This is a genomic window from Bradyrhizobium sp. IC4060 (assembly GCF_020193715.1).
Lineage (GTDB): Bacteria > Pseudomonadota > Alphaproteobacteria > Rhizobiales > Xanthobacteraceae > Bradyrhizobium > Bradyrhizobium yuanmingense.
In genome coordinates, this window is the sequence record NZ_JADYVJ010000011.1 from 156,498 (window position 1) to 179,102 (window position 22,605).

Below are 22,605 nucleotides of genomic sequence, written 5' to 3' on the forward strand. Positions count from 1 at the left end.
CAGCCTCTTAAAAAGTGCGAGCACCCATCTCTCGAAGTTCGGCTAGTTCGTGCTGCTCTGCATCCTCGGGAGCAATGACGCGAATTATCACCCCTGGAATAGCCTCTTTGCTGTCGGCGATAAACGACTTCAGCGCCTCCCAATTCGGCACGAAGTGAACGCTGTCCGCCTTGATCGAATTGGGTCGGTACAATTCTACGTACCATCTTTTGATGATTGACCGCTCCGCTAGCGAGACCATCACATCCACCCAAGCCTTGAGGGCTTCGAAGCTCTTGCGCGACAGCCCTTGCGGAATTTCGAGCGCGGCAATTCCCTCCGGCAACGGCAAGGTAGCTCTCGGTACGGGAGGTATAGCCTGAGCTCGCGCCGACCCATGATGAGGCACCGCCATCTGGAAACTTGGCCCCGACGGGCCCGGCGAAAACTGCGGACCGCTTGGAGCAGTGGCGTACTGGCTGGGGCCGACTCGCACCAATGCGTTCAGAGGCGGAACTTCAGACTCGCCACCGTCAACCGACGAATTTGCGTCATTTATCTCCGATACAGATAAACCATCTCCTCCCTTGAGATCAGCAAAGGCAACGGTTTCGTCGAAGGACTTAAGGAATGTCTTTGCAGCCGCTTCCGTAAATCCCCGATCAAGGCGCAATTCGCTCAAGCAGTGCCCATCACTAGGTCGCTCAGGCAGCCATTTATCAGCGTATTCTGCGAATAGACGCGGCCGGAGCGCAGCCTCCTTCAATGCAGCTTCCTTAGCACCCGGCCGCGCGTCGTGAATAATTCTCTGAGCCAAATCAGTTAACTGAATTCTTCTCTCCGCCCCTCTCCCTACATCTTCAATTAAGCCATACGCTTTGAGAGCGGACACAGTCTGAAGTAATCCGCTACTTGATGGGCCATATCCCCAAGTCTCGCCGACGACAGTCAAGCGAGCTGGATTGCGCCTATGGGCATCACTGACAGCGCGAGCGCGATCCAATGCCTTAGGCAGCGAAATAAAGGGAAACGACGGGCTGCGCTCCTTCTTCGCACGATCCTCGCCATCTTCAGAATAGGTCATGATCCACCTCTCAATCTGACTAAAACTACCACCCCGATCAGACTAAGGCAAGATAAGCTTGTTTAGTCTCATCTAGAGATGATACATCTTCGATCACGAGATTGTGACCGATGGGCCATTGACCCAGTCCCCAGTTCGTTCATTGTCGAACTCGTTCGGTCGGCCCGCTGTAGGGGTCACTGCCGGACCCCGGAGAGCGCCGGCCGCGCTTGAAGGCGAAAAAAGCCCCCGTAGCGCACGGGGGCTTTTCCTTTTGCATTAGGCTGATGGGCCTTATCTCTCAGGCAAATCGGAAGCTGCGCCGCTTTCCATAGCTCGCGTCATCTCTTCGGCGATCTCTCGATTTCGTTTGCCGCTCTCTCTTTGAGCTTTAGCAATCGAAGCCACCTCATCCTGAAAGGACTGCCAAGGCGTATAATATTCCGGCCGCTCTGGACGAGGGATTTTGTAAGTCTCGCAGAGCGTGTCGATGACAGCTAAGGCCTTTAGTCCAAGCCTCGACCAGTGCTCTTTGCGGCACTCGTAAAATTCATCAAAGTCTGGAGGACCGCTATACTCCCAAGCTGATGCCAAGCCCTCCTTGATGCTATCTAGCCGGTTGGGCATCGATAGCACCTCGTACATTAACGGCCGGGGCAGAGCCTTGTAATCACCTTCAGGCATCGTCAGCTCTGGATTCGCCACGGTGCTTTGAGAGATGCCCTCTTGATCCGGCATAAGCGGATCGTGCACGGCGTTGTAGCAGTCGTTTACTAAACCATCGAAAATCAACACGAGACGCATAGCGAGGTACTCAGCCTCCTTGCGATCCTTGCTTGCAGCGAACCAGGCCTCCTTGATCCAGCGATCACAGGCACCGCGAGCTAACCGCCAAGCGCGATTAAGCCGCCTAACGCCACTTTGCCCGCATCGGTTTTGAAAAACTCGAACATCCTTCTCGCGAGCGTCCTTCACGTACTCGTGACAATTTTCTTTGCGATGTCAATTCAATGACTTGTTCCGCGAGGGGCAGTGTCGAGCCAATCTGAGGTAGCGTCAAGAACGCGTATAAACTTTCCACTCAGTATGACTCTGAAGAGGCCCAAATTCCTGAGGCTCCTCTCGCAGTCAAAGGAGCAAGTCTATGAAAAATAGGAAGCGAGCAAAAAGAGCGTTGCCGCTCATTGCAGGTGCGACCTATCCCGAAGCACACTCCATCTACGATCGTGTGATGTATCGAGGCCGACCGGTGCTGAGCTGCGAGAGCAGACGCCGGCTTCAGGAAGCCATTGACGAGAATGAGCATCACGAGGGGACGGCGAACCTCGACGCCTTTATTGACTTCATCAAGGCGCTGAATGATCGACCAGACAGGCGAATGCTGCTCTCCGAGATCGCCATGATTTGGTTTCTCAAAGAGTATGGAGCAATGGTGCGCTCCCTAGAGGGCTAAGCTTCAGCTACAACGCGAGCCGCGTCATCTTTGGTGACGCGGCTTTTTCGTGTCATGAGCCATCTCCGCTATAGCCTCCGCTAAGCGTATTTCGTCATTTCGAAGTAGCGATGTAAGGGGCTGAAATCATTGGTACAGTTGGGTGGGCTCGAACCACCGACCTCCTGTTCCACAGACAGGCGCTCTAACCAACTGAGCTACAACTGCATCCTTGCGCGCCGCGCCTTGGGCTGCCTGAAAAGGCTTGATGCCTGAGGGGGGCTGGACGGGGCGGAAACTAGGTGCAACGGCCCGGTTTGGCAAGGCCGCAATGGGGTGAAAAACCGGGTGAAATCATCGTCGGTGCGGGGAAATCGGGCGCGGTGGCGGGCATCGGCGTGTTGCGCGGCCTCTGCCGCTTGCGGCGGCAATCCCCGGGCGGAGAGAGCCCTCACCCGTCGCCCTGCGATGCTTCGCATCGCCTGGCGCCGGCCTCTCCCGCGCGCGGGAGAGGCAAAGAAAAACCCGGGCCTCTCGGCCCGGGTTTCGCATCTCACACCGAACCGCTCCGCTCAGGCGGCGGACGGATAGTACTTCGAGGCGCTGGCCTTGATCGGCTCGGCGGTCTCATTGGCGACGCGCTGGGTGAGCTCGACCAGCTCCTTGGCCTGGGCCTGGAAGGTCTCGAGCTGCTTGCGGGCGTGGCCGGTCCACAGCTCCATCGCTTCGGTCGGCGACTTGGCGCCGAACAGCTGCTGGGCGAAGTCGAGCTGGGCGCTCGAATTGGCCTTCATGAACTCGACCAGCTTGGCGGTGTACTCGCTCGCGCCCTTGGAAGCGCAGGTGAACACGGCCTCGACGGTGCCGTTATGGGTCTCGGCGGCGTCCTTGAACTTGGCGTAGTTCTCGCGGGCCTGCGCCGCGCCCTTCTCGGCGAACGCACGCACCTGCTCGGGAACCTCGAACGGGATGATCGAGGCAGAAAACGGATCAGTCGCACCTGTCATGTTGGTCCCTCACGCTAATTGAAAAAATGGAGTGAGCCTTTCTGGCGCGCCCGCCGGCCCCGACCATGGGCCCTGCGCATTGAGCGGGTACGAAGACTGGAAACGCGAAACAAAGGTGATGGCTCGCCCAGCGCCAGAATTATGGCTGCCTATCATGTCAACATTGTGCATCGCAACGCGGCAGAGGGGTGCGATGCGAAATTTAATCTCGGGGAGGATGAGGTTCCGGTATGGGGGAACCGGGGGTTGAGGTAGTGGGATGCGCCCGGCAACACACGCGCTCTTACCCTCCCCTGCAGGGGGAGGGTCGGCTCGCAACGAGTCAGCGATGCAAGCCGGGGTGGGGTGATCTCTCCACTCGAGGACCGTCTGTGGGGAGAGACTGTCACCCCACCTCGGTTCGCTCTCCGCTTCGCTGCGTGCGAACCGATCCACGGGCGAGCTACGCTCGTCCCGGACCCTCCAGGGGAGGATGAGCACCTGAGATGCCGCGAGTCCTGCGTCTCTTCGCAAGCCCCCTTGAATCCCTTGGATGCAACATCGGCTCGGCTTGCGGGGTTGGCAGGATTAAGGTTATCGCCGCTTGGGAAGAGCTTGCGGGCTTTGGGCCGTGGACCTGGTCGCGCCTTCCGGGCGATACTAACCCTTTCTTAAGGCTGTCATTCCCGGCAGCCGCCACTCGTGAAGCGTGAGATGCAGCCGGCCTGATGACGCGTTCGGATTTCCAGTTGCGAGGGGTGGGCGATCCGCGGCTGGCCGTGCATGCGACCTCTGCCCTGCCGGTCTGGCTGTGGTCGACCGACGGCGCGCGCGTGCTGTGGGCCAATCCGGTCGGCGCAAAACTGTTCGGCGCGGCCAACAGCGCCGGCCTTGCGGACAAGGTGTTCGGCCCCGCCGAGAGCCATCGCCGCCAAATCGTCAGGCTCGCCCCCCAGCTGCCGGCGAACGGCGCAATGCGGCTGCAGCGGCTGCGCGGCTTCGGCGCCCGGTTAGGGGCGCTGATGACCTGTGCTTGCGCGCGGCTCGACTTTGCCGATGGCGGCCATGCGGTGCTGGTCATCGCGATGGACCCGACGCTGCGCACCATGCCGCTGGTGGAGCGGCTGCATCGGCTGGTCGCCGGCGCCAAGGTGCCGATGGCGGCGTTCGCGCCGGACGGGCTGTTCGTCGGCGCGAGCGAGGCCGCGCGCCCCCTGCTCGGCTTCCGCGATCTGCTCGAGGCCGGCCTCGATCGCGCCCGCAGCGATGCGCTGGCAACCGGCCGCGCCGCGGCGCCGATCGGCATCGGCCAGATGGTGCTGCAGCGGGTCGGCAGCGGCGCCGATATCGGCCTGGTCGCGCTGATCGAGCCGGCCGCCTCCACGGCGGCGCACGAGGCCGCGCCCGACGTCACGCCCGCGCAGCCTCCGGCCGCGGCGCCGGAGGACGCACAGCCTGCGCCAGACGAGGCACCGTCTGCGATTGCGCTGTTCGACGCTTTCACTGAACCGGCCGAACCGCCCGCCGAGACGATTGCGCCGACGCCCGCGCCGATCATCCTCGAGGCGGCCAAAACTCCGGTTGAAAACCAGCCGCAAGCCATTGTGTCGCCGCAGCCCGCGCCGATCAATGCGGGCATGGTCGAGCCGACTTCGGGCCAGGACTCTTCTAGCCACCAAGAGCCGCCCGCACCGCGTCAGCATCCGCTGCGCTTCCTCTGGCAGATGGATGAAGAGGGCCGCTTTGTGCTCGGCTCCGATGACTTCATCCGCCTGATGGGCACGCACACGGCCGCCGGCTTCGGCCGGCCCTGGCGCGAGATCGCCGAGGAATTCTCGCTCGATCCCGAGGGGCGCGTGGCGAAGGCGCTCGAAAGCAAGGATACCTGGGCCGGCATCACAGTGAACTGGCCGGCCGACGGCGGCGAGCACATTCCGGTCGAGCTCGCGGGCCTGCCGGTCTACGACCGCAACCGTGAATTCGCCGGCTTCCGCGGCTTCGGCGTCTGCCGCGATCTCGACGCGCTCAACCGGCTCGAGGCGCTCAGGCGCTTCGAGCTGCTGGTCGAGCCGCCGGCACAGGATCGCTCCACTGAGGCCGTCGCGTTCGATGCGGAGCCCGAGCCTGAAGCGGCGGCGGAAGCTGAGGCGGAGGGCGAAGCAGAGGCACCGCCGATCGCGCCATCCGAGCCTGAGCCGCAAGCCGAACCCGACCTGCCAGAGCCCACAAGCGAGACTTCACACCCAACCGAACTGGACACGCCCGTGGAAACGCCTCCCAATGTCGTGCCGTTCCGCGTCGCCGGCGATACGCGGCCGCCGACGTTGACGCCGGTCGAGAACAGCGCGTTCAACGAGCTCGCGCGGCAATTGTCCGAGCGGCTCGAACGCGAGCGCGAGACCATCACAACCGACGCGGCCGGACCAGTGGCGGAGGTCAGCGCCGAAGCACCGGAGCCGGAGCCGCCGCAGACCGCCGCCGAATGGCTGACCGAGCCGGCACCGCCGCCGCGCGGGATGAGCGCGCGCGACCGCACACTGCTCGACCTGTTGCCGACCGGCATCCTGATCTATCGGCTCGACCGCCTGCTCTACGCCAATCCCGCCTTCCTCGCGCGCATCGGCTATGATGGCCTGAACGCGCTGGAGCATGCCGGCGGGCTGGATGCGCTCTATGTCGAGCCGGGCGTGTCGGCGGCCAGCAGCACCACGCAAGGCGGCACGCCTGTGACGATCAGCGCGACGGCGCCGAATAGCGAAACGCCGCCGGCCGCGACGGAAGCGCATCTACACACGATCGAGTGGGACGGCGACAGCGCGCATGCGCTGATCTGCGCGCTGCCGCAGGCGGCGCCGATCGCGGCGGCTGCCGTCGCAGAGACGGTGGTGGCCGCAGAGCCTGACGCCGCGGACGCGGAGCCCGCGGCCGGCGATGCCGATGCCGAGGATCTCGCCGCCATCCTCGACACCACGGCCGAGGGCATCGTGATGTTCGACGCCGAAGGCAACATCCACGCCTGTAACCGCAGCGCGGAGGCGCTGTTCGGCTATGACGGCGAGGCGCTGCTGCAGCAGAATTTGCTGACGCTGTTCGCCCCCGAGAGCCAGCAGATCGTCGCGGATTATCTGGAAAGCCTGAAGAGCCAGGACATCTCCAGCCTGCTCGATCACGGCCGCGAGGTGCTGGGCCGCGAGAAGAAGGGCGGCGTCATTCCGCTTGCGATGATCATGGGGCGCACCCGCCCCGACGGGCCGAACTTCTTCGCCGTGTTCCGCGATCTCTCGCACGCGAAGAAGGGCGAGAGCGAATTGACGAAGGCCCGCCGCCTCGTCGACGGCGCAGCCAACGCCAAGGCCGACATGCTGGCGCGGATCAGCCACGAGATCCGCACACCGCTCAACGCCATCATCGGCTTTGCCGAGGTGATGATCTCCGAGCGCTTCGGCGCGCTCGGCAACGAGCGCTACGGCGAATACATGAAGGACATCCGCGCTTCCGGCGAGCGCGTCATCGCCATCATCGACGACCTCCTGGAGCTGTCGCGGATCGAGACCGGCAAGCTCGACCTGAATTTCGCGAACTTGAACCTGAACGATTTGGTCGAGGCCTGCGTGACGGTGATGCAGCCGCAGGCCAACCGCGAGCGCATCATCATCCGCACCTCGCTCGCCCATGCGCTGCCGCAGGTGAGCGTCGATGCGCGCGCGATGCGGCAGATCACCATGAACCTGATCTCGAACTCGATCCGGCTCGCCAGCGCCGGCGGCCAGGTCATCGTCTCGACCGCGCTGACCGATCGCGGCGAGATCGCGCTGCGCATCCGCGACACCGGCCATGGCCTTTCCGAGCGCGAAGTCGCCGCCGCGATGGAGCCGTTCCGCACGCCGCCGCCGGGCGATGCCGCCGACAGCTCGGCGCTGAGCCTGTCGCTGACCAAAGCGCTGGTCGAAGCCAACCGCGCCCGGTTCAACATCAAGAGCGCCGGCCACGGCACGCTGATCGAGGTGGTGCTCGCGCCAGCGCTGGCGGGGGCGTAGGGCGCGGCACGCTCAAGCGTCATTCCGGGGCGCGCCTCTTGGCGCGAGCCCGGAATCCATCGATCCGCATCAATGGTGGTGCAATGGATTCCGGGCTCGTCGCTTCGCGACGCCCCGGAATGACGGCGGGGCTCACGCCGCCCGCACCGTCTCCAAAAACCTGCTCACCTCGATCTTCAGCCGGCTGCTGTCGTTCGACAGCGATTGCGCCGCGGACAGCACCTGCGAGGAGGCGGATCCCGTCTCGGTCGCGCCCTGGCGCACGCTGGAGATGTTGGCGCTGACCTGCGTGGTGCCGGCGGCGGCGCTTTGGACGTTGCGCGAGATCTCGCTGGTCGCGGCGCCCTGCTCTTCCACCGCGGCCGCGATGGTGGAGGAGATTTCGGACAGGCGCTCGATGGTGCCGCCGATGGTCTTGATCGCACCGACGGAATCCTGCGTCGCGACCTGGATGCTCGAGATCTGCTGACCGATGTCGCCGGTCGCCTTCGCGGTCTGCTCGGCCAGCGCCTTCACTTCCGAGGCCACCACGGCAAAGCCGCGTCCGGCCTCGCCCGCACGCGCGGCCTCGATGGTGGCGTTCAGCGCGAGCAGATTGGTCTGGCCGGCGATGGCGTTGATGAGCTCGACCACGTCGCCGATGCGCGCGGCCGCCTTGGACAATTCGCTGACGCGGTCATTGGTCTGCCCGGCCTGGGTGACGGCCTCGCCCGCCATGCGCGCGGAGGCCTGCACCTGGCGGCTGATCTCGTTCACGGAGGCGGTCAGCTCCTCGGCGGCGGACGCCACCGACTGCACGTTGGTCGCCGCTTCCTCGGACGCCGCCTCGACCAGCGTGGCAAGCTCGGTCGAGCGGCTGGCGGTCGTGGTCAGCGACGTCGCCGACGCCTCGAGCTCATTGGCCGCCGACGACACGGTCTCGACGATCTCGCCGATCGCCCCTTCGAAATCGTCCGCCATCCTGATCATGTCGGCGCGGCGGCGCTCGGCGGCGAGCTTGTCCTGCCTGATCTTCTCTTCGGCCTCCTCCTGCGCCTTCCGCTCGGCGTTGATCTTGAAAGTCTCGACGGCTTGCGCGATCTCGCCGATCTCGTCGGGCCGGCCGAGGCCGGGAAGAACGATGGCGAAATTGCCGTTGGCAAGCTCGATCATCGCCGCGCGCATCGCGGTCAAAGGCCTCGAGACCGAACGTCCGATGAAGATGCCGAGGCCGAGCACGCTCGTCGCAATCAGCGCGATCGCCACCGCAATCCAGAACTGGATGCTGGTGCGCTCGGCCTCGTTGAGACGGTCGGCATCGGCACGGATGCGGTCGACCGATGTCGAGACCTGCTCGATCACGGGCTCGACCGACGCGAAGGCCTCGGACATCGCCTTCGATTCGGCCGCCAGCTTCAGCGCGGTCTCCATCCAGGCGGAGAAGTCGCGCTGATAGTCGGCGAGCTTCTGGCGCAGCTCGGCCTTGGCGCCGTCGGCAATGGCTGCCGCGTCGAGGCCAGCGGCAAACTCCGACGCGCGCTTCTTCATCTCCTCGCCATATCTGGCGTTCCGGCGCAGCATGAAATCCTTCTCATGCCGGCGCATCATCAGCATGATGACCTTGAGCTCGGAATTCTGGAACTGGTCGACCTGGCTCTCGATACCGTGGACGGAAGCGCGCAGGCGGCCTTCGAGCCCGGACTTCTCGTCGAGGCCAAGCCGCTGCCGTTCCTCCACCACCGCGGCGAAGCGGGCCTGATAGGTCTTCAGCGACGCATTCATCGCGTCGATCTTGTGAGCCAGCTCGGGCTGGCCGAGCGCTGCGATCTTGCCGCGGAGCGTCTCGATGTCGAGCGCCACCTGCCGGCTGATCTCGACCTGTCGCTGCGCCCTGGCCGGATCGCTGCGCAGCAGAAAATCCTTCTCGGCGCGGCGCGCCTCGAGCAGCTCGACCGCGATCCTGTTGTTCAGCTCGAACACGGTGCGCGCATCCTCGGCCGCGTCGCGATAGACGCCCATCCTCCGCTCGCCGTAGAGGTGAATGCCGCCGATCAGGACGACGCCGATGACGCCGATGACGCCGATCGCGGTGATCTTGTGAGTGAGTCGCAGGGAGAGGAGCCGCATCTAACGAGAACCCGCTGGTGATCGATACGCTTGATGAGGCGATAAAGCGTAAAAACTTCCGTTAATTTGCGGGCACGTACGAATACGTGTATTTGTCACAATGCTCGCTTCTGTGCACGGTTGCGTGCACAAGTAGGTTCCAGAAAATGAAACACGGCGCCCAGCGGCGCCGTGTTTGCAACGTTCAAGCCGTGGTTGGATCGGCTCAGCTATAGATCTCGAATAGGCCGGCGCCGCCCTGGCCGCCGCCGATGCACATCGTCACCACGCCCCACTTGGCCTTGCGGCGGGCGCCTTCCTGCAAGAGGTGGCCGGTGAGACGGGCGCCGGTCATGCCGAAGGGATGGCCGATCGCGATCGAGCCGCCGTTGACGTTGTACTTGGCGGGATCGATGCCGAGCTGGTCGCGGCAATACAGGCACTGGCTGGCGAAGGCCTCGTTGAGCTCCCACAGATCGATGTCGTCGATCTTGAGGCCGGTGCGCTTGAGCAGCTTCGGGATCGCGAACACCGGGCCGATGCCCATCTCGTCCGGCTCGCAGCCGGCGGTGGCCCAGGCGACGAAGCGGCCGAGCGGCTTGAGGCCGCGCTTCTCGGCGTCCTTGGCTTCCATCAGCACCACGGCGGCGGCGCCGTCGGAGAGCTGGCTGGCATTGCCGGCGGTGACGAACTTGCCGGGGCCCTTCACCGGCTCGAGTTTTGCCAATCCTTCCATCGTCGTTTCGGGGCGATTGCATTCGTCGCGATCGACGGTGTAGTCCACGATCGACTCGGCCTTGGTCTGCTTGTCGACGACCTTCATCTTGGTCTTCATCGGGACGATCTCGTCCTTGAACTTGTTCGCCTGCTGGGCCGCGGCCATGCGGCGCTGCGATTCCAGCGAGAACTCGTCCTGATATTCACGGCTGAGCTTGTAGCGCTCGGCGACGATGTCGGCGGTGTCGATCATCGCCATGAAGATGTCGGGGGCGACCTTGAGCAGTTCCGGATCGACCGATTCCTTCGGCGTGCCGCCGCCGGGAATCGAGATGCTCTCGACGCCGCCGGCGACGATGCAATCGGCGCCGTCGGAGCGGATCGAGTTCGCGGCCATCGCGATGGTCTGCAGGCCCGACGAGCAGAAGCGGTTCACCGACACGCCGGCGGTGGTCTTCGGCAGCCCCGCGAGCAGCGCGGCCTGGCGGCCGATGTTCGGTGCGCCATGGGCGCAATTGCCGAGATAGCAGTCCTCGACATAGTCCTTCTCGACGCCGGCGCGGTCCACCGCGTGATGAATGGCGTGGGCCGCGAGCGACATCGGCGGCGTGATGTTGAACCCGCCGCGGCCGGATTTCGCCAGGCCCGTGCGCGCATAGGAAACGATGACGGCTTCACGCATTGTTTTCTCCCTTGTCGAACGATTTGGAACGGAGCGTCCTGACGCCATTGGTACACAAAGATTGGGGGTGGGGAAAATGAAAACGCCGCCTCCGGCGATGGAGACGGCGTTGTTCCGCGTGTCGGAATATATGATATGATGATCGTCATTCCGGGGCGTGCGCGCCCGCTCTATCCACACGTCATGCCCGGGCTTGTCCCGCCTGCGCGGCCGAAGCCGCTTCGGCGCGGCGAAGGGCCGGGCATCCACGTTCTTCGCGCCGAGCGGCAAGACGTGGATGGCCGGGTCATAGGCCAGCGGAAGCGACGCCGTCCTTCGGACTGCTATGCCCGGCCATGACGCCGGTGGGAGCCGCTCAGAACGTCAGCGCCTTGGCCTGCTTGACCTGCGGCAGGGCCTGCACCTTGGCGAGCACGTCGGCCGGCACCACACCGTCGACCTCGACCAGCGCAATGGCATCGCTGCCCGGAGCGACCCGGCCGAGATGGAAGGTCGCGATGTTGATCTTGGCGTCGCCCAGAAGCCCCGCGAACTTGCCGATGAAGCCCGGCTTGTCCTCGTTGGTGACGTAGATCATCGACTTGCCGAACTCGGCGTCGACGCGGATGCCCTTGATGTCGACGAGGCGCGGCTTGCCGTCTGCATAGACGGTGCCCGAGACCGACCGCTCCTGCCGCTCGGTGGTGACCGTGACGGTGATCAGGCTCTCATAATCGCTCTGCGCGGCGCGGACGATCTCGTCCACCACCATGCCGCGCTCCTTGGCGACGACCGGCGCGGACACGACGTTGACCTCGCCCAGCATGGGCCGCAGCAGGCCCGACAGCACCGCGGAGGTGATCGCCTTGATCTTCATCTCGGCGACGTGGCCCTCATAGGTGATCTCGACCTTGAGGATGCCGCTCTCGGTGAGCTGGCCGGCGAACGAGCCGAGCTTCTCGGCGAGCGCGATGAACGGTTTCAGCTTCGGCGCTTCTTCCGCCGTGATCGAGGGGAAGTTGACCGCGTTCGAGATCGCGCCGGTGAGCAGGTAATCCGACATCTGCTCGGCAACCTGCAGCGCGACGTTCTCCTGAGCCTCGGTGGTGGAGGCGCCGAGATGCGGCGTGCAGATCACGTTGGGATGGCCGAACAGCACGCTCTTGGTCGCGGGCTCCTCGACGAAGACGTCGAAGGCGGCGCCGGCAATGTGCTTGGCGTTGAGCGCATCGACCACCGCCTGCTCGTCGACGAGACCGCCGCGGGCGCAATTGATCAGGCGCACGCCCTTCTTCATCTTGGCGATCGCGGCCGCGTCGATGATGTTCTTGGTCTTCTCGGTCAGCGGCGTGTGCAGCGTGATGAAGTCGGCGCGCCTGAGCAGATCGTCGAGATCGACCTTCTCGACGCCGATGTCCTTGGCGCGCTCCGGCGACAGGAACGGGTCGAACGCGATCACCTTCATGCGCAGGCCGAGCGCGCGGTCGGCGACGATCGAGCCGATATTGCCGCAGCCGACGACGCCCAGCACCTTGCCGGTGATCTCCACGCCCATGAAGCGGTTCTTCTCCCACTTGCCGGCCTGCGTCGAGGCATCGGCCTGCGGGATCTCGCGGGCGAGCGCGAGCATCAGGGTGATGGCGTGCTCGGCGGTCGTGATCGAATTGCCGAACGGCGTGTTCATCACGATGATGCCCTTGGCCGTCGCGGCCGGGATCTCGACATTGTCGACGCCGATGCCGGCGCGGCCGATCACCTTCAGCCTGGCCGCCTTCTCGAGGATCTTGGCGGTCGCCTTGGTCGCGGAGCGGATCGCAAGGCCGTCGTAATTGCCGATGATCTCGGCCAGCTTGTCCTTGTCCTTGCCGAGATTGGGCTGGAAGTCGACCTCGACGCCGCGATCCCTAAAGATCTGCACGGCAGCGGGCGAGAGCGCGTCGGAAATGAGAACTTTGGGTTTGGTCATGGGGATGATCCGTTGTGCGTGCTGCATTTACGGCACGTCATCCGCGGTCTTGACCCGCGGATCCATCTCTCTTGATTGATGGATGGCCGGGTCAAGCCCGGCCATGACGAGGATTAGGTTTGCTTACGCCGCCTTCGCGAGCGTGGCCTTGGTCTCGGCGAAGGCCCAGTCGATCCACTGCGTCAGCAGCTCGACGTCCTTTGCTTCCACCGTGGCGCCGCACCAGATGCGCAGGCCGGCCGGCGCGTCGCGGTAATAGGCGAAGTCGTAGCCCGCGCCTTCCTTCTCGACGAGGGCCACCAGCTTCTTGCTGAACTCCGCCTGCGCGTCCTCGGAGAGCGAGGTGATCGCGGGATCGGTGAACTTCAGGCACACCGAGGTGTTGGAGCGGATCGATGCGTCCTTGGCGAGGAAGTCGATCCAGGGCGTCTTCGCCTTCCAGTCCGCCAGCACCTTGGTGTTGGCGTCGGCGCGCGCGATCAGCGCCTTGAGACCGCCGATCGACTTGGCCCAGTTCAGCGCATCGAGATAATCCTCGACGCAGAGCATCGACGGCGTGTTGATGGTCTCGCCGACGAAGATGCCTTCGTTGAGCTTGCCGCCCTTGGTCATGCGGAAGATCTTCGGCAGCGGCCAGGCCGGCTTGTAGGTCTCGAGCCGCTCCACCGCGCGGGGCGACAGGATCAGCATGCCATGCGCGGCCTCGCCGCCGAGCGCCTTCTGCCAGGAGAAGGTGACGACGTCGAGCTTGGCCCAGTCGAGCGGCTGCGCAAATGCGGCGGAGGTCGCATCGCAGATGGTCAGGCCTTCGCGGCTCGCGCTGATCCAGTCCGCGTTCGGAACGCGCACGCCCGACGTGGTGCCGTTCCAGGTGAAGACGACGTCGCTCTTGGGATCGACCTTCGACAGATCGGGGATCTCACCGTAGCCCGCATTGAGCTTGGTGACGTCCTTGAGCTTCAATTCCTTGACGATGTCGCTGACCCAGCCCTCGCCGAAGGATTCCCAGGCGAGCGTGGTGACCGGCCGTGCGCCAAGCAGCGACCACAGCGCCATCTCGACCGCGCCGGTATCGGAGGCCGGCACGATGCCAATGCGGTAATCGGCGGGGACCTCGAGCACTTCGCGCGTCAGGTCGATCGCGAGCTTGAGCTTGGCCTTGCCGATCTTCGCGCGATGCGAGCGGCCGAGAGCTGCGTCCTTGAGATTTTGGGCGTTCCAGCCGGGGCGCTTGGCGCAGGGGCCGGAGGAGAAATGCGGCACGGTCGGCCGCGAAGCGGGCTTCGCTACAGTCATGATCTACCCTTCCAGATAGTAAGCCTCCCGTTGGGGGGAGGTGTCCCGCCGCGGCTGATACGGGAATCGGGAAGGTCCGTCAAGGAAGTTCCGGGGCCTCACGCGCCAGTGATGGCGCTTCCGGTGCAATATCAGGGGATTCGACAACAGTGAGCGCGTTCAGCAAGTCCGTGGCATCGCTGATCAATTGCGCCGCCTTGCGGCGGCTTCCGACCTTCAAAATGCATTTGTCATTGGCCTGCACGACGTAGTCGTTGCCGACCTTGATCATCGAATAGCTTGTCATCGAAATGTCCCGAACCGAGCGAGCCCGGTGTCAGATGCCCCCGTAGCACCCTTCGTTCCTTCATCAATGTGAACGACCGAGCGGTAGTTTACCGGCTCTTAACACGACCGAATGAAAAGCCCGCTTTTCGCCGGCTGCGCAGCGCTCGCGCTGCCTCAAAAGCGGACAGTCATGCCGACGTGACTCGCCGTGAAGCCGAGCCGCTTGTAGAAGCGCTGCGCATCGACGCGCGTCTGATGCGTGAGCAACTCGACCAGATTGCAGCCGCGCGCCTTTGCTTCCGTCACGGCCCATTGCACCAATTGCTCGCCGATGCCGCGGCTGCGCCAATCAGTGGCAACGCGAACATCCTCGAGCAGGCCGCGCGATCCGCCTTGCGAGCTCAGGCCCGGCAGGATCGCGAGCTGCAGGCAGCCGACCACCCTGCCCTCACTCTCGGCAACCACCAGCGTCAGATTCGGATCGCGCGCGATCCGCGCGAATGCGTCGTAATAGGCGGCCGGCAACGGATCCTCCACGCGCTCGCGCGCGCGGCCGAGATGATCGTCGGCGAGCATCGCCACGATCGCGGCGACGTCCTCGCGGCGCGCGGGACGGATAGAGACGGCTTCGGCATTCATGTCAGGCGACTCCGCACCTCAGCGCGCCGGCGGAAGGCCGAGAAACGCTTCGACGTCGCCGATCCAGCGGCGGACGGAGGCATGGCGGCCGAGGTCGAACCCGCCTTCATGGGCAACACGCGTATAGGCGAGCAGCGACACGTCGGCTAGCGACACCTCGTCGCCAGCGAAGAAGCGGCTGGCGGCGAGATGCTGCTCCATGCGGTCTAGCGCCGCATGGCCGCGCTTGACCTTTTCAGGATCGAGCTCGGAGGCATCCTTGCCGAGATAGACCATGAGGAAGCGGCACACGGCGATATAGGGCTCGTGGCTGTACTGCTCCCAGAACAGCCATTCGTCCATCTTGGCCGCCGTGAAGGCGTCGCGCGGAACCAGCGCGCTGTCGCGGGCGACATAGCGGATGATGGCGTTGGACTGCGCCAGCGTACGGCCGTCGTCGAATGCAACGGTGGGCACCTGGCCGGCGCCGTTCATCTTCAGGAATTGCGGCGTGCGCGTCTCGCCCTTGCGGGTGTCGATCTCGATCCACTGGTAGGGCACAGCGAGCTTGTCGCAGACCCACTTCACCTTGAGACAATTGCCGGAATTGCTGTCGCCGTAGATCTTCATCGCTGCCGCCCCGCTTTCGGAACGAGAGAGCATCAGGACGAAGCGCAGCTGTCAACAGGAAGCGGACGGCTCAGAACTTGTAGCCGACGCCGAGGCGCGCGTTGTTCAACGTCACCTGCGTGTTCATGACGGGCGAGAATCTCACATATTCGTATTCGATGCGGGCGAACAAGCCGTCCCAAACGCAGTATTCGAGCCCGAGGCCGGCGATCCAACCCACTGCGTACGTGTTGGTCCTGTGCTGACCTTGCGTGCCCGACTGCGCAGGAACCGGGCCCCACGTTCCAAGTGTCGTCGTGGTGTTGCCGAAGAAATCCGTCGTCGTCGTGTCCTGTCGCATCGAGACGCTGCTGGTCACGGTGCGCGACACGTCCATTCGCCCGACGGCAGCGCCCATGAAGGCATAAGGCATGAAGCTGCCGCCGTCCCAACCCACGCGGCCGCGGAGCGTCACCATGTCTTTGACCTGTGCCGCCGCGGCACCCGTCAGCGTGACGGCATAGTTGTTGGTGACGCCGGGCGCCCGCACCTCACCAGGCGGGTTGACGATGACGAGCGAGTTGGTTCCTGACGTCAATGTCGCCATATCGTTGAAGTAGCTGTAAGTGCCCTCGAGACTGAGAACGGCATCATACCATTGCCAGTTGCGGCCGACGAAGCCACCGAAATTGGTGCTTTGAGTGTTGGTCTTGTTCAGCAGCGACCACGTCGAGGTCGGCCCCTGGAGTACGCTGTCGCGGAAGATGTAGTTGGTCAGTCCGACCACGCTCTGACTGAAATCCGTGGCATCTGCGGTATAACCGCCATGACCGCCGACATAGAAGCCATTCCAATTGACGGAGGTCTTCGACAGACCGTCCGCGAAGCCGCCGCGCAGCACGGGCAGGTCCGGCATGTCGGCCGCTTGCGCGGCAGACACCGTCCCCAACATCGCCGCTGCCAACACCAGCCTACGCATCACCACGCTCCATCGGACTCGAACTGTTGCGATGATCATCGCCTGTTAACCTTAACCAATGGTTGCGCCGGGCGCCTTCGCCGCACCTCGACATGAAAAATACGCAAAGCAAAACGGCGCGGGATGATCCCGCGCCGTTAAGGAGTCCTAACCGATCAGGTTGCGATCAGCCCTTGGTGACCAGCGGCGGCGGCACGTAGGCCGGCGGGCTGTTGAGATCCCAGCGCACGCCGAGCTTGACGTCGTGCGAGGTGATGTCCCTGACCTTGATCGAGGTCGGGCCGGAAGCGCTGTTGTCGAACAAACGGTAGTTGCCGGGCGCGGCATCGCCGAGGTTCATGTAGCTGTAGGCCAGTTCGACGGTGAAGCCGGGGTTGACCTTGTAGGCAAGACCGGCGTGAGCGGCCCAGGCGAGGTTCCACTTTCCGTTGTCGGCGAAGTAGGCGACGCTGTTGTTGAGCAGCGGGCTGTAGGACACGCCGTCGTCGCGGAAGCCGCTGAGCTTGTTGTAGGAGCCGCCGACGCCCGCGCCGATGAACGGCGTGACGCACCACCAGGTGCCGAGGTCGACATAGGCGTTGGCCATCACGAGCCACTCGGACTTGCTGCCGCTGTAGTTGTTGACGCCGACGAAGCCGGGTCCCACGACATTGTCGCTACCGTGCAGATTGGCCTTGCCCCGGTACTGGCCGATGACGTCGGCGCGGAACCAGTTGTTGAAGCGATAGCCGACGCCGAGCCCGAACAGCGGCGAGGAGTCGAAGCCGAGGCCTTCCGTCGTCTTCGAGTACCCGGCCGGCAGGGCGCTCTCGATGCGCTTCGCGCTCTGGTTGGTCATGCCGATGTCGCCGCGCAGATACCAGCCGCCGAAGTCGGCGGGCGGAGCCGGCGGCGCGTACATCGGAGGGGGGGCGGCGATCGGCATATCGGCGGCGAACGCCATCGACGAGATCAGGGTTGCCGCACCCGCGGCAAGGAGAGACTTAACGCTACGCATTGGCTTCGTCCTTATGGCCGGTGAGGCTGAATACGAGCGCCTCACGTTCTGGAAACTCACGGGGGACGATGCCAGCAAATGTTTAAGCGCCACTTAACCCTAATTTTTAAGGTTGATTTTTTCTCACCCTACATGCGCGCGCCGTGCGAGCGTTGCAAAAATGCCGCGCCAAATGCGACATCTGCGCCGCATTCCCTAACGATGTGTGAAGCCGCAACGCGGCAAGAGAGGATGCGTTAACGCGCGTTTCGCGGCAGCTTGGGCAGGAACACCGCGAGCAGCCCGATCGCCGGCAGCCAGGCGCAGACCTGGTAGACGAACTCGATCGAGGTGTGGTCGGCGAGCTTGCCGAGCACGGCCGCGCCCAGGCCCCCGATGCCGAAGGCGACGCCGAAGAACACGCCGGAGATCATGCCGAAGCGGTGCGGCACCAGCTCCTGCGCGAACACGATGATCGACGACGTCGTCGAGGAGATGATCAGGCCGATGGCGACGCTGAGCACCGCGCTCGCAACGAGCCCGGCATAGGGCAGCGCCAGCGTGAACGGCAGCGCGCCGAGGATCGAGATCCAGATCACGATCTTGCGGCCGAAGCGGTCGCCCAGCGGACCGCCGAGAAACGCACCCACGGCGTTCGCCGCGAGAAAGACGAAGAGATAGATCTGGGCTGCCTGCGTCGACACGCCGAAACGGTCGATCAGGTAGAAGATGTAATAGCTCGACAGGCTCGAAACGTAGAGCTGCTTGGAGAACAACAGCACGACGAGCACTGCGAGCGCTACCGCGACACGGCGCGAGCTCGGCCCTCCCGGCTGAGTGTGGACGGGCGCCGCTTTCTTCGTCGCGATCTGCGGCGCGTACCAGCGCCCGATGCGCCAGAGAATCAGGATGGCGAGAAACGCGATCGAGGAGAACCAGGCGATGCTGCCCTGCCCGAACGGCACCACGATCAACGCGGCGAGCACCGGCCCCATCGAGGTGCCGAAGCTGCCGCCGAGCTGGAACACCGATTGCGCAAAGCCGTAGCGTCCGCCCGAGGCGAGCCGCGCGATGCGCGCCGATTCCGGGTGAAACACCGCCGAGCCGAGGCCGACCAGCGCGGCGGCGACGAGGATGACGAGATATTGGTGCGCGACGCTAAGCAGCAGCAGGCCGAAGAAGGTCGAGGCCATGCCGACCGCGAGCGAATAGGGCTGCGCCTTCTTGTCGGTGTAGTGCCCGACCACCGGCTGCAGCAGCGAGGCCGTGAACTGGAATGCCAGCGTGATCATGCCGATCTGCGCGAAGTCGAGCGCGTAGGCGTCCTTCAGGATCGGGTACACCGAGGCGATTAGCGACTGCATGGTGTCGTTGAGGAAGTGCGAGACGCTGATGCCGGCGAGCACGATATAGGCCGGCCCCTTGGCGGCGGCAGGCGCCAATTCGGCGACGACGACGGGCTCGGTCAGCGTTTCCTCTGAGACGACGACAGGCTTGTTCAAGGCGGCAATCCGGCGCGGCAGATTGCCGCGAGGTGCTGATTACGACGCAAGCGACGGTGGGACCAGCGTCAATCGCAAATGGCTGGGATGCGCCTCTTACCTCTCCCCTTGTGGGAGAGGGTGGCTTGCCGCGTTAGCGGCGAGACGGGTGAGGGGTTTCTATCCTCACGAGCTGTGTTGCGAGCGGATAGAACCCCTCATCCGGCGCTTCGCGCCACCTTCTCCCGCAAGGGGAGAAGGAAGGACTCAAGCCGCTGCCTGCCCCAATGCCGAAACGATGGTGTCGACGACGTCCTCGACGAGGTGACGGTCCTCGCCTTCGCCCATGACGCGAATCACGGGCTCGGTGCCGGAGGAGCGGATCAAGAGGCGGCCGTGGCCGTTGAGGCGCTTCTCGCCGTCGGAGATCGCCGACTTAACGTCGGAATCATCGAGCGGCTTGCCGCCCTTGTGGCGGACGTTCTTGAGGATCTGCGGCAGCGGATCGAAGCGGTGGCAGACTTCTGACACCGGGCGGCGCAGCTTCTGCACCACGGCGAGCACCTGCAATGCGGCGACAAAACCGTCGCCGGTCGTGGCGTAGTCGGACAGGATGATGTGGCCGGACTGCTCGCCGCCGAGATTGTAGCCGCCGTTCAGCATCTGCTCGAGCACGTAGCGGTCGCCGACCGGCGTGCGCACCAGCTCGAGCCCCTGCCCTTGCAGGAAGCGCTCCAGCCCGAGATTGGACATCACGGTGGCGACGATGCCGGGACGCGAGAGGCGTCCGTCCTCCTTCCAGCTCTGCGCGATCACCGCGAGCAGCTGGTCGCCGTCGACGACATGGCCGCGCTCGTCGACCAGGATGACGCGATCGGCGTCGCCGTCCAGCGCAATGCCGATGTCGGCGCGCATCTCGCGCACCTTCTTCGACAACGCCTCCGGCGAGGTCGAGCCGCAATCCTTGTTGATGTTGAAGCCGTCGGGCTCGACGCCGATCGGCACCACGTCGGCGCCCAATTCCCACAGCGCCTCGGGCACCACCTTGTAGGCGGCGCCGTTGGCGCAATCGATCACGACGCGAAGGCCCTCGAGCGAGAGGTCGCGCGGCAGCGTGCGCTTGGCGAATTCGATGTAGCGGTCATGCACGCCGTCGATGCGGCGAGCACGGCCGAGGCTCGCGCTTTGGGCGAGCCGCTTGTCGAGGGATTCGTCGAGCAACTGCTCGATCTGCCGCTCGACGTCGTCGGACAGCTTGAAGCCCTGCGGGCCGAACAGCTTGATGCCGTTGTCCTCGAACAGATTGTGCGAGGCCGAGATCATCACGCCGAGATCGGCGCGCATCGACTTGGTCAGCATCGCGACCGCCGGCGTCGGCATCGGGCCGACCAGCAGCACGTCCATACCGACCGAAGTGAAGCCTGCCACCATGGCGTATTCGATCATGTAGCCGGACAAACGGGTGTCCTTGCCGATCACGACGCGGTGGCGGTGGTCGCCGCGCTGAAACGCAAGGCCCGCGGCCTGGCCGACCTTGAGCGCGAGCTCCGGCGTGATCAGTCCGTTGGCGCGGCCCCTAATCCCGTCCGTCCCGAAATATTTGCGGCTCATATCGTCCCCCAAGCAGCAACCAGGGACTCCCCTCTACAACCACGGGCTGCCCCAACGGGACCCGCATCCCTGATTTGCCGAGGTCTTATAAAGCTATCGCGGCTAACTTGGCTTCAAAAAATATGATGAATCATTACGGAACCGGCGCCGCGACCGCCCCCGATAACACATTGTTAACATTGCAATTCCGGCGTGACCAGCGAAAAGCGGTGGAACTCGCCTTAATCCGAGCGCTTCACATGGCCGTCCGCGCGACTGGGCGCCGGCTGGGTGACATTGACGGGATCGGAGCCCGGGAAGGTCTCCTCCAGCCCCTCTTCGAGCGCCTCCTCGAGATCATGCTTCTCCTTGATCTCTTCCGGCGAAGGTCCTGCGTGCGGCTTCGTCATGACGCTCTCCTTGGCACTCTCCTTCCAAAACGTTCTGCAAACGATTTGGCTGTGCATCCAACCATGCTAGATGACCCCGAAATCTTCCGATGCAAGACTGTTTGGTACGTGACGGGCCGGGGAAACGACATGAAGCATGTTACCTGTATCGACGATCTTCGCACGCTGCATCGGCGGCGCGTGCCGAAGGCATTCTTCGACTATTGCGACCGCGGCTCCTACGCCGAGGAGACGCTGCGCGCCAACCGCGAGGACATGCAGGCGATCAAGTTCCGCCAGCGCATCCTGGTCGACGTCTCCAAGCGCGACACCTCGACCACGATCCTCGGCGAGCCGTCGACGATGCCGCTGATCCTCGCGCCGGTCGGCCTGCTCGGCATGCAGCACGGCGACGGCGAGATCCACGCCTGCCGCGCCGCGCAGGCCGCCGGCATCCCGTTCACGCAATCGACCATGTCGATCTGCTCGATCGAGGACATCGCCGCCAGTGTCGAGAAGCCGTTCTGGTTCCAGCTCTACGTCATGAAGGACCGCGGCTTCATCAAGGAATTGATCCAGCGCGCGATGGCCGCCAAGTGCAGCGCGCTGGTGCTCACGGTCGACCTGCAGGTGATCGGCCAGCGCCACGCCGACATCAAGAACGGCATGACGGTGCCACCGGAATGGTCGCTGTCGAAGCTGCTGGACTTCGCCAGCAAGCCCGCCTGGGTCTCCGGCGTGCTGCAGGGCAAGCGCCGCACCTTCGGCAATATCGCCGGCCACGTGAAGAACACTGAAGATCTCAACCGCCTCGCCGAATGGACGGCCTCGCAGTTCGACACCTCCTTGAATTGGAAGGACGTCGAGTGGGTCCGCAGCATCTGGCCGGGCAAGCTGATCATCAAGGGCATCCTCGACGTCGAGGACGCCGAGGAAGCCGCCAAGACCGGCGCGCAGGCGCTGGTGGTCTCCAACCACGGCGGCCGCCAGCTCGACGGCGCGCCGTCCTCGATCGAGGTCCTGCCCGAGATCGCGGACGCGGTGGGCGACAGGATGGAGATCATGTTCGACGGCGGCATCCGCTCCGGCCAGGACGTGATGCGCGCGCTGGCGCTCGGCGCAAAGTCGTGCATGATCGGCCGCGCCTATGCCTATGGCCTCGGTGCCGGCGGCCAGGCCGGCGTCGCCAAGGCGATCGACATCATCCAGAAGGAGCTGCTCACCACGATGGGCCTGTGCGGCGTCAACCGGGTGGACGAGATCGACGATCACGTGATTGCGGTGTGAGTGCGTCTGCCGGGATGCCGCAGCAATAATCACTGTCGTCCCGGACAAGCGCGCCCAAAGCGCGCGCCGATCCGGGACAATAGCCACAGAAGGGTGTGGCAATGGGGGCTCGGAGTGGCCTGCTTCGCGCAACAACTTTTCCCTGTGGTTATGGGTCCCGGACCTGCGCTGACGCTTGTCCGGGACG

Annotated in this window: 18 protein-coding genes and 1 tRNA gene; 3 read left to right on the top strand and 16 right to left on the bottom strand. The window is 64.3% G+C overall.

Going from position 1 to position 22,605, the window contains the following annotated elements; genetic code table 11:
* Positions 1-7: 7 nt before the first annotated feature.
* The gene (locus tag I6F16_RS29120; RefSeq protein ID WP_225174207.1) at positions 8-1,063 is read right to left on the bottom strand and encodes a hypothetical protein; all 1,056 of its coding nucleotides are present in this window, start codon (positions 1,061-1,063) and stop codon (positions 8-10) included.
* A gap of 273 nt (positions 1,064-1,336) precedes the next feature.
* Positions 1,337-2,017 (bottom strand): hypothetical protein, encoded by a 681-nt coding sequence (locus I6F16_RS29125; RefSeq protein ID WP_225174208.1) that lies wholly within the window; start codon positions 2,015-2,017, stop codon positions 1,337-1,339.
* 169 nt (positions 2,018-2,186) lie between these two features.
* On the opposite strand from I6F16_RS29125, the gene I6F16_RS29130 reads away from it, so the two are divergent.
* A complete protein-coding gene (locus tag I6F16_RS29130) occupies positions 2,187-2,495 on the top strand; it encodes a hypothetical protein (protein WP_225174209.1) in 309 nt (102 codons plus the stop codon).
* A 130-nt stretch (positions 2,496-2,625) separates the two neighbouring features.
* On the opposite strand, the gene I6F16_RS29135 is transcribed toward I6F16_RS29130, so the two are convergent.
* Both I6F16_RS29135 and I6F16_RS29140 read right to left on the bottom strand, forming a co-directional pair.
* Positions 2,626-2,702, bottom strand: a tRNA-His gene (locus tag I6F16_RS29135).
* A 344-nt stretch (positions 2,703-3,046) separates the two neighbouring features.
* Entirely contained in the window at positions 3,047-3,481 is a 435-nt protein-coding gene (locus tag I6F16_RS29140) for a phasin (RefSeq protein ID WP_225174210.1), read from the bottom strand.
* 707 nt (positions 3,482-4,188) lie between these two features.
* On the opposite strand from I6F16_RS29140, the gene I6F16_RS29145 reads away from it, so the two are divergent.
* On the top strand, positions 4,189-7,497 hold the full coding sequence (locus I6F16_RS29145) for a PAS domain S-box protein (RefSeq protein WP_225174211.1): 3,309 nt from the start codon (positions 4,189-4,191) through the stop codon (positions 7,495-7,497).
* 132 nt (positions 7,498-7,629) lie between these two features.
* Here the strand turns inward: I6F16_RS29145 and I6F16_RS29150 are convergent, their stop codons facing one another.
* From I6F16_RS29150 to I6F16_RS29205, 12 genes are all read right to left on the bottom strand, one after another.
* Positions 7,630-9,603 (bottom strand): methyl-accepting chemotaxis protein, encoded by a 1,974-nt coding sequence (locus I6F16_RS29150; protein WP_036030946.1) that lies wholly within the window; start codon positions 9,601-9,603, stop codon positions 7,630-7,632.
* Positions 9,604-9,808: 205 nt separating this feature from the next.
* A complete protein-coding gene (locus tag I6F16_RS29155; protein ID WP_057027707.1) occupies positions 9,809-10,981 on the bottom strand; it encodes an acetyl-CoA C-acyltransferase in 1,173 nt (390 codons plus the stop codon).
* A 355-nt stretch (positions 10,982-11,336) separates the two neighbouring features.
* Complete coding sequence (serA, locus tag I6F16_RS29160) at positions 11,337-12,926, bottom strand: phosphoglycerate dehydrogenase (protein ID WP_036030940.1); 1,590 nt, start codon at positions 12,924-12,926, stop codon at positions 11,337-11,339.
* 123 nt (positions 12,927-13,049) lie between these two features.
* Positions 13,050-14,222 (bottom strand): phosphoserine transaminase, encoded by a 1,173-nt coding sequence (locus tag I6F16_RS29165; protein ID WP_225114088.1) that lies wholly within the window; start codon positions 14,220-14,222, stop codon positions 13,050-13,052.
* 79 nt (positions 14,223-14,301) lie between these two features.
* Positions 14,302-14,508, bottom strand: a complete 207-nt coding sequence (locus tag I6F16_RS29170) for a hypothetical protein (protein WP_036009515.1) — start codon at positions 14,506-14,508, stop codon at positions 14,302-14,304.
* A gap of 155 nt (positions 14,509-14,663) precedes the next feature.
* A complete protein-coding gene (locus I6F16_RS29175) occupies positions 14,664-15,128 on the bottom strand; it encodes a GNAT family N-acetyltransferase (protein ID WP_225114089.1) in 465 nt (154 codons plus the stop codon).
* An 18-nt stretch (positions 15,129-15,146) separates the two neighbouring features.
* The gene (locus tag I6F16_RS29180; RefSeq protein WP_225114090.1) at positions 15,147-15,737 is read right to left on the bottom strand and encodes a glutathione S-transferase family protein; all 591 of its coding nucleotides are present in this window, start codon (positions 15,735-15,737) and stop codon (positions 15,147-15,149) included.
* Positions 15,738-15,807: 70 nt separating this feature from the next.
* Positions 15,808-16,695: an outer membrane beta-barrel protein gene (locus I6F16_RS29185; protein ID WP_225114091.1), complete on the bottom strand. Its 888-nt coding sequence runs from the start codon at positions 16,693-16,695 to the stop codon at positions 15,808-15,810.
* 166 nt (positions 16,696-16,861) lie between these two features.
* Positions 16,862-17,692, bottom strand: a complete 831-nt coding sequence (locus I6F16_RS29190) for an outer membrane beta-barrel protein (protein ID WP_036009511.1) — start codon at positions 17,690-17,692, stop codon at positions 16,862-16,864.
* 236 nt (positions 17,693-17,928) lie between these two features.
* The gene (locus tag I6F16_RS29195; RefSeq protein ID WP_275970744.1) at positions 17,929-19,173 is read right to left on the bottom strand and encodes an MFS transporter; all 1,245 of its coding nucleotides are present in this window, start codon (positions 19,171-19,173) and stop codon (positions 17,929-17,931) included.
* Between the two features lie 246 nt (positions 19,174-19,419).
* Positions 19,420-20,763, bottom strand: coding sequence for a phosphoglucosamine mutase (gene glmM / locus I6F16_RS29200; RefSeq protein WP_036009507.1), 1,344 nt, complete (start codon positions 20,761-20,763; stop codon positions 19,420-19,422).
* A 221-nt stretch (positions 20,764-20,984) separates the two neighbouring features.
* Complete coding sequence (locus I6F16_RS29205; protein WP_167361667.1) at positions 20,985-21,152, bottom strand: hypothetical protein; 168 nt, start codon at positions 21,150-21,152, stop codon at positions 20,985-20,987.
* 129 nt (positions 21,153-21,281) lie between these two features.
* Between I6F16_RS29205 and I6F16_RS29210 the strand changes: the two genes are divergently transcribed.
* Positions 21,282-22,418, top strand: coding sequence for an alpha-hydroxy acid oxidase (locus tag I6F16_RS29210; RefSeq protein ID WP_225114092.1), 1,137 nt, complete (start codon positions 21,282-21,284; stop codon positions 22,416-22,418).
* Positions 22,419-22,605: the final 187 nt, after the last annotated feature.